The organism is Shewanella sp. SW24 (assembly GCF_025653395.1).
Taxonomy (GTDB): domain Bacteria; phylum Pseudomonadota; class Gammaproteobacteria; order Enterobacterales; family Shewanellaceae; genus Shewanella; species Shewanella oncorhynchi.
In genome coordinates this window covers 70246-77515 of sequence record NZ_JAKKSH010000021.1, presented here as the reverse complement: position 1 = coordinate 77515, position 7270 = coordinate 70246, and the positions used below count along the sequence as shown (strand labels likewise).

Genomic DNA, 7270 nt, shown 5'->3' with positions numbered 1-7270 from the left:
TTTCGACCTAACTCAGTCAAGGTCAGTGTCTTACATTCAATCAGTGCCTTAGAGGCCAGCATCAAGCTGTTTAATCGTTTTAGGTGAAGTTCTGGGCAGTATTGGTGTAAAGAATGTTGTAGGATATTGGCTTCGCGCATCTTGTTGTCCAAGTGTAGTTTTTAGCGAAACCATTTGATCATGCAACAAGATGCGCTTCCACCCTAATTTGATGATTTATTTGTAAATCATCAGGGGATTCTTCAGAGCGGTGCATCTAATACTGTGTAGCATAAGCAACCGTTAATGGTTTTCGGTGAGTGATGATGTTGGCCGTCAAGCACGATAAAATCACCTGGCACATAGTCACCATTAAGATCGGAAAACTCTCCGGCTAGCAATAGTGTTAGTTCATAACCTTTATGGGTATGTTGGGGGATTTCACCTTGGGCATCTATATGCAATAGGCTAGCGCGGGTGTTCGTTTCGTCGACATCAAAACGCATGCGACTGACTTTGCCTAATATTTGCCATGGACGGGCCAAATGCTGACGAAACACCGAGGGCACAGTGTAATGCTGTTGCTTTATGTCGACATCGATAGGGGCGTTATTAGGCACATTTGTCGCTGCCGGTTGAGCCATGATTTGCGCCATCATAGCGTCAATGTCCAATGCCGATTCTTGATTGTCGCCAGAGTGTTGCACCTCAACATACTCTCTGTGCATCAACTCTTCGCCCGTATCATTTGCAGCATGACCGCCATCAGGATTTAATGCTAAATTTGCAGCTTGTTCTGTGAATAGGGCAAGCTGCTCTCGACAAGTCTCACATAGGTCGCAGTGTGCGGATATTGCTATCGCCATTGATAAAGGTAAGTTCCCATTGGCATGGCTGACGAGTAATTCTTGTTGGGGATGATGCTTAATCATTGTGTGTCTCCAAGAAGCTTTTCAACTTTTCTAGCCCTAATCTTAAACGGGACTTTATGGTCCCTATTGGTACCTTTAGGGCATCGGCTAGCTCTTGTTGAGTGAGTTCTTGCATGTAAATGCCTTGCACAACTTGTCTTTGTGCTATGGGAAGGGCATCAAGATGTTGGAGTAATTTAGCCGTCAACTTGTGATCAGTGAGTGTGTCTTGAGCCATGGTCGCATCACACAGCGGCCAAATATCATCACCGAAAGTATCTTCTCTATTGTGTTGTACCCGTCTAAGCATATCGAAACATTGATTACGCATGATGGTAAACACCCAAGTTGTCACTGACCCTTTTTCTGCATTATATAGATGAGCCTTAGTCCAAACGCTGGTCATGGTTTCTTGTACTAAATCCATCGCCAATCCTTGTTGATTCAGTCTTTGTAAACCAAAGGCTCGGATCTTGGGCATGAAATGCTGAAATAAGTGACCAAAGGCGGCTCTGTCTCGGTTGTCTGCTACTTGTAGCATAAACGTGATTAAAGCATCCGCTTGAGGCTCGCAGGTTTGGGAAGCTGGAATTTCGTTATCCATAGCCGAATTAGTCAGAGACGTGATTGGGACATGATACCGAGTTTGCCTGCTTTGTGATTGAATATTTTCCATTATTTTCGCTCTTATCCCAGTCGTGAGTGCTGAGTGTGATATCAGTAACGACAAAATTGAGAAGTGTGTTGTACTTCTGAGCCCAGTTTTGCTGTCAAACTTTCAATCAATACGAAGTGGCTTAAATAAAGGATCATTCACAGTATTATTTAATGACGGCCCGCAATAGATCTCGGGTCATAATATGATCTAAGGCATTAATGCAGGTGTACTTTTCGGATGCTTGTACGGGTAATATTTCTAGCCAGCGCTGGCAGACCCAAGCGATATCATCGAACTGTTCTGTTTGGTAGTGCTTGAGATGTTGCGGATATTCCTTAAGAATGTTTTGTAACATTTGACTCAAGTAACGTTCATCGGTCGCAATACGTACAGCAGGCCAATTGTCGATTAAACTGACGTCTCCGCGCTTTAAACCATCAGCTTCGACACTGATTTTATCAAGTTTAAAGCGTTTTGAACCTTGAATACTGATCCCTAATAGTCCGTCTGGTAAGGTTTCAAAATCAATAATATGCACTAAGGTGCCTATGGGCTGAATGGTTTTACCATCTTCTTCAAGCATACATAAGCCAAAGCCTTGGCCTGACTTTAATGATTCGGCGACCAAGCGCTTATATCTAGGTTCAAATACCCGCAGTTGTGTGTAACCTTCGGGCAATAAACAAATGGGTAATGGAAAAAGAGGTAATTTCATCGTGGCCTCTGGTGAACTTATGTTCCTATCATTACGTACCATAATGGCAGTTCGATCAGTAAAATTATTCAACAGTAGTTTACCCATAGTGAGAGGATGGCATGAAATTAAATCCATTTGAGAAAAAGATCGTTCAGCATCCATTACGTTTTTGGCTACAAAATCATCTCGAAGCGCCTTTACTAACGTCTATGATGCCAAAACCTATGGCTTTGTGCGAACGCGCATTAGAAATAGGTTGTGGGTTTGGTAACGGCATTCAGTTGATCCGCGAACATTTTGGCGCGGGACATATCACGGCCGTGGATATCGATCCTGAAATGGTTGCCTCCGCACAATCCTGTTGGCAATCTCGGCCGCAAGGGTTAAAAGGGCTGAGTTTCTCGGTTGCTGATGCAACATGTTTACCCTTTGCCGATAGCGAGTTTGATATGGTGTTTGATTTTGCCGTATTCCACCATATTCCAGAGTGGCAAGCGGCCATTAAGGAAGTTGCAAGGGTGCTGAAACCGAACGGACACTTTGTGATAGAGGATTTATATCGTGCCGCAATTTGTAATCCATTGAGCCGACGCTTATTTGAGCATCCACAGCAGAATCGCTTTAATCATAGTGAGTTGTTAACGGTATTGCGCCAGCTGGGATTTGAGATTGTCCGCGATAGAAATGCCTTTAATCTTGCGGGTACGGTGCTCGCCCAGAAAATATTGCGTTAGGCGTTAGAGTTGATGCTTAACCTAAATTGAATCGTTAGGATTAAATGATTGCGCTAGCACTAAGACCAAATATTAGCAATGTCGCGTATTATCTGAAGATATCAGCTTAGGGATATAGATATCTGAGATGCGCTAAACGAAGTTTATGGCCGAACTTTGCGAGAGTGGTTGTAATTTTTAGATAAAATAGACTCTCGGCATGGTTCTTCATGGGAGTTTACCGCTATAATTTGAGCTAATCCGTCGCATGTGGGGAAAGGATTTTCCTCAAGAGTAGAGAAGCAGCATTATGGCAAACGTACTTGCAACCGTAGATCAGCGTACCAAACTCGTTGGTGAGAACCGACTTGAGTTGTTGCTCTTTAGCATTAATTCCACGCAGTTATTTGCCATTAACGTCTTTAAAGTCAAAGAGGTCGTCAAGCTTCCTCCCTTGAATGCGATGCCGGGTAGTCATCCGCATATTTCTGGTGTTGCTAATATTCGCGGGATTTCTATCCCCGTGATTGATTTACGTTCGGCCATAGGGTTTAAGCCCGTGCCGCCTAACGAAGATGCCAATATGATCATCACAGAATATAACCGCAGTGTGCAGGGTTTCTTAGTCGGTAAGGTTGAACACATTATCAACATGACTTGGAGCGATATTATGCCGCCGCCGAAAACGGCTGGACGTAATAATTATCTAACGGCAATTACTCGCATAGAGCATCAAGGTCAGTCGCAGTTAGTGTCTATTATCGACGTAGAAAAAGTCTTGGCGGAGATAATTCACTACGATATCCGTTTATCTGAAGGTGTACTCGACGAAACCTTAGTCCATGAAATGCCAGGCAGAAAAATCCTGATTGTGGATGATTCATCGACCGCCAGACGTCAAGTGCGTGAAACGTTAGGCCAACTGGGTATCGAAATTATTGAGGCATCTGATGGCTTACAAGCTCTGACGTTATTGCAGAAATGGCGCGATGAAGGTAAACAAGTTGCCAAAGAATTATTGATGATGATTACCGATGCCGAAATGCCCGAAATGGACGGTTACAAGCTCACTTCTGAAGTGCGTAGCGATAAAGCTATGTCGGATTTATTCATCACCTTAAATACTTCGTTGAGTGGCAGTTTTAACCATGCCATGGTTGAAAAAGTGGGCTGTGATAAGTTTATTTCTAAGTTCCAACCAGATTTGCTGGTGGAAGTGGTGCAAGAAAGATTAAGACAAGTGATTAATCACTGATCGCATTTTGAGATTCGTACTATCGGTGATTGACCTTGAGTCGATCATCGATAGGTTCAGCGCTTTGAATGAACGCTTTAATAACAGTTGTTAATACGGTCTTTGAATCACATTCTTTCAACTGCTACTTTTTTAACTGCTTTTCTGCAAACATTTGCCAACCCACTACCTATAACTCGCTCGATTATAACGCTAATTCGGCTGCTACATCGTCTAATACTTGGCGCTTCATTTCTTTGGCGGCGGCGATATGGATACGGGCGAGCCTTAAGGCATAGTTGAATCTTGCTCGACCGACGAGGCTTACCAGTTCGGCAAAAAACTGTGGATCTAAGGTGAATTGCGTCGAATAGTATTGGATAGCGGCATTGACTGAATTAAAAGTCACGCCATCGAATTCAAAACCTGCGTTATAACCTTGGTCGTCAATTTCTTCGCCCTCTAATACCAGTGGCCAACCGGGCGCATTGATACGGTCTCGTGCAATTTGGTACATCATCCAAGCACTTTTTTTAAAACCTTCAAACGCTTTGCAGGAGAATTCGGACTCAGCAAGCTCTTCTTCGGTCCAATTAATCCCAATGGCGAGGTGTTTCGCATAAATACGCATCAGTGCATCTTTGACGGCCATACGACAATCCCAAATGGAGCTAAGAGTATGTTGTTTGGCTAATCGCAAACATTCGCTGCAGGCGGGCACAGCTAACGAAGCATGTGGTGTATGTGTGTGTGCGATATATTCGAAGTGTTGATGACTCGGTTCGCCACAAAACCAGCAGGTATGGCGTTTGTCGAAGGGAATATCGATAAGCGGAATAGCAGACATCAAGGAATGAGCACCTCAGTCCTTGATATCATCAATGGCATACTGAAGCGATTAAACTTCTTCAACATCAACCAAATCTTTTGCTAAAACAATCGGATCAAGTTCAAGACAATCTTCATCGGTTTGCCAATCAACACCGATCAATACACCATCGTCGTTTAGATCTGAGACCCAATATTCTAGAAATTCTTCTAATGAAATAGAAACAGGTTGATAGTCGTGCCATTCGTCGCTGCAATGGGATTTTGCAGTAGCTTCATTTGACCATAATGGCATCACATCTGTGTCTTCAAATTCTGAAGAATCACAAACGACCCAGCCTTCGCCAGTTTCATCCATTAGACCCCAGAGCGTCTGATGTTGTTTTACATTTTTGATAAAGCCAGCCAAAGCCGCATTGATTTCAGTCATGATAGGTCTCTTTGATGTGTGCTGTTAACTTATCCATTATACGGTAACGTGCTGCGATACCAAGGGATTCTTTGTTAAGAATTTTTTTGTGTTGGATAACTGAGCAATAAGCCTATGCCGCAAGGTATTTATGGCGATAAGGATTGTGTTACGTGTCACTATGGGTCAGGATTATTGGTAATGAGTCGCCTTGGTACAGGCTGTTTTACTGACTAAATGTGGCTCAGATAGGGGCTTTACGTAGCGGAGAAACATGTCTTCTATGCTTTTGGCCGTTAAAGGTGTTTTGGATTCTAACCTTTAACTCGTTATGCCAAGGCGAATATCTCTCTAGGGCAATTCCCTCTTGAAGACGGAATATTGTCGTGTTTAGCCACAACAGTGTGATTGTTGTGAGATCAAATATTGGAGTTGTTGATTTGATTAAAATTAAAGGGTTAACTTATCTGTTTGCGAGTATTGCCGCCTGTGTCAGTCTGAGTGCCTGTTCAAGTGCGCCAACGGCGAGTGCCAGTGCTAATGCAACCAGCTCTAACGCAAGTGGCATAGCTGCTGAAATCAATCAAATGCCCGATATCAGTGCTAGCGTACAATCTAATGCTGAGGCGTTTCCAATGTGCTTGACTGGACTGCAAACGCGGGCACGTGCAGAAGGCCTGTCAGAGGCGACGATAAACTCTACCATTGCGAACTTGAAATTTGTCCCTCGAGTGATTGAGCTGGACCAACAGCAACCCGAATTCAGCCAGACATTTGATAATTATTTCAGTAAGCGCGCGACCGAATGGCGCGTCAATGAAGGCCGCCGTTTACTGCAAAAGCACAGTGTCTTACTTAATCAATTAGCGCAAAAATACGGCGTTCCGCCGCAATATATCTTGTCTTTTTGGGGACTGGAAACGAACTACGGTTCCTATAAAGGCAAAATGTCGGTATTGAATTCGCTGGCGACTTTGGCTTGTGAGCCACGCCGTAGCAATTATTTCACCATAGAGCTGATGCAAGCCTTAAAATTGAAAGAAAAGTATCAGTTCGATGATGACACTATGGTGGGATCATGGGCAGGTGCTATGGGACATACGCAATTTATGCCTTCTGCGTATGCCAAATATGCGGTCGATGGCGATGGCGATGGTAAGGCCGATTTATGGAATAGCACCACAGATGCGCTCACTTCTGCCGCGAATTTTTTGCAGCACTTAGGTTGGCAGCGTAATCAGCGTTGGGGGCGTGAAGTCTTGTTACCAAAGGATTTTAGTTACAGTCATTTAGGCGCGAAACAGCCCTTGTCGTTATCGGAATGGGCTGCGCTCAATGTAACGCAGTCGAATGGGCAACCTTTGCCTGCCGTCGATATTCAAGCTGCGCTGTATTTGCCTGCGGGACACACAGGCCCAGCCTTTTTAGGTTATGAGAATTTTAATGTGATCATGCGTTGGAATCGCTCCGAATTTTATGCCATTACGGTTGGGCACTTGGCCGATCGTATTAATGGTGGACAACCCTTAACAGTCAGTCCGCCTGAGCAACCACGCCTAAGCCGCGAGCAAGTAAAGCAACTGCAAACAAAACTGAACGAGGCTGGATTTGATGTTGGTAAGCCTGATGGCGTGTTGGGACGTAACTCTATGGCAGGGTTGCAAGCCTTCCAACGTAGCAAACAGATGATTGCCGATGGCTTCCCAAGCCCAGAGGTGTTTAGCGCTTTAGGATTATCACTTTAGTTACTGTAGTTACTGTAGTTACTGTAGCCAAAGAGCGCTCGCTGCGGGTTTTGAGTGCTTTGAGGCCGGATAAAAAAGTGGAGTGAAAAGCGCAGT

General features: G+C 44.2%; 8 protein-coding genes and 1 pseudogene. 3 read left to right on the top strand and 6 right to left on the bottom strand.

Translation table 11 applies throughout. The features are described 5' to 3' along the window. The 4 genes and pseudogenes from L5M17_RS16500 to L5M17_RS16485 all read right to left on the bottom strand — a co-directional run. A pseudogene (locus tag L5M17_RS16500) lies at nt 1-140 on the bottom strand (IS4 family transposase); the annotation flags it as partial. A gap of 102 nt (nt 141-242) precedes the next feature. Beyond that, complete coding sequence (locus L5M17_RS16495) at nt 243-911, bottom strand: ChrR family anti-sigma-E factor (RefSeq protein ID WP_263148548.1); 669 nt, start codon at nt 909-911, stop codon at nt 243-245. Continuing rightward, the gene (locus tag L5M17_RS16490; protein ID WP_028759609.1) at nt 904-1566 is read right to left on the bottom strand and encodes a sigma-70 family RNA polymerase sigma factor; all 663 of its coding nucleotides are present in this window, start codon (nt 1564-1566) and stop codon (nt 904-906) included. The genes L5M17_RS16495 and L5M17_RS16490 overlap by 8 nt, the downstream gene beginning before the upstream one ends. A gap of 145 nt (nt 1567-1711) precedes the next feature. After that, nucleotides 1712-2263, bottom strand: coding sequence for an LON peptidase substrate-binding domain-containing protein (locus L5M17_RS16485; RefSeq protein WP_028759610.1), 552 nt, complete (start codon nt 2261-2263; stop codon nt 1712-1714). Nucleotides 2264-2364: 101 nt separating this feature from the next. Between L5M17_RS16485 and L5M17_RS16480 the strand changes: the two genes are divergently transcribed. Both L5M17_RS16480 and L5M17_RS16475 read left to right on the top strand, forming a co-directional pair. Beyond that, nucleotides 2365-2979 (top strand): class I SAM-dependent methyltransferase, encoded by a 615-nt coding sequence (locus L5M17_RS16480; protein WP_263148546.1) that lies wholly within the window; start codon nt 2365-2367, stop codon nt 2977-2979. A gap of 289 nt (nt 2980-3268) precedes the next feature. Beyond that, complete coding sequence (locus L5M17_RS16475; protein WP_105252200.1) at nt 3269-4213, top strand: chemotaxis protein CheV; 945 nt, start codon at nt 3269-3271, stop codon at nt 4211-4213. 184 nt (nt 4214-4397) lie between these two features. Here L5M17_RS16475 and L5M17_RS16470 read toward each other — a convergent pair whose 3' ends face one another. Both L5M17_RS16470 and L5M17_RS16465 read right to left on the bottom strand, forming a co-directional pair. Next, nucleotides 4398-5039, bottom strand: coding sequence for a hypothetical protein (locus L5M17_RS16470; RefSeq protein ID WP_263148544.1), 642 nt, complete (start codon nt 5037-5039; stop codon nt 4398-4400). Nucleotides 5040-5090: 51 nt separating this feature from the next. After that, on the bottom strand, nt 5091-5450 hold the full coding sequence (locus tag L5M17_RS16465; protein ID WP_028759614.1) for a DUF2750 domain-containing protein: 360 nt from the start codon (nt 5448-5450) through the stop codon (nt 5091-5093). A gap of 419 nt (nt 5451-5869) precedes the next feature. Between L5M17_RS16465 and L5M17_RS16460 the strand changes: the two genes are divergently transcribed. After that, nucleotides 5870-7174, top strand: a complete 1305-nt coding sequence (locus L5M17_RS16460) for a lytic murein transglycosylase (protein WP_263148541.1) — start codon at nt 5870-5872, stop codon at nt 7172-7174. Nucleotides 7175-7270: the final 96 nt, after the last annotated feature.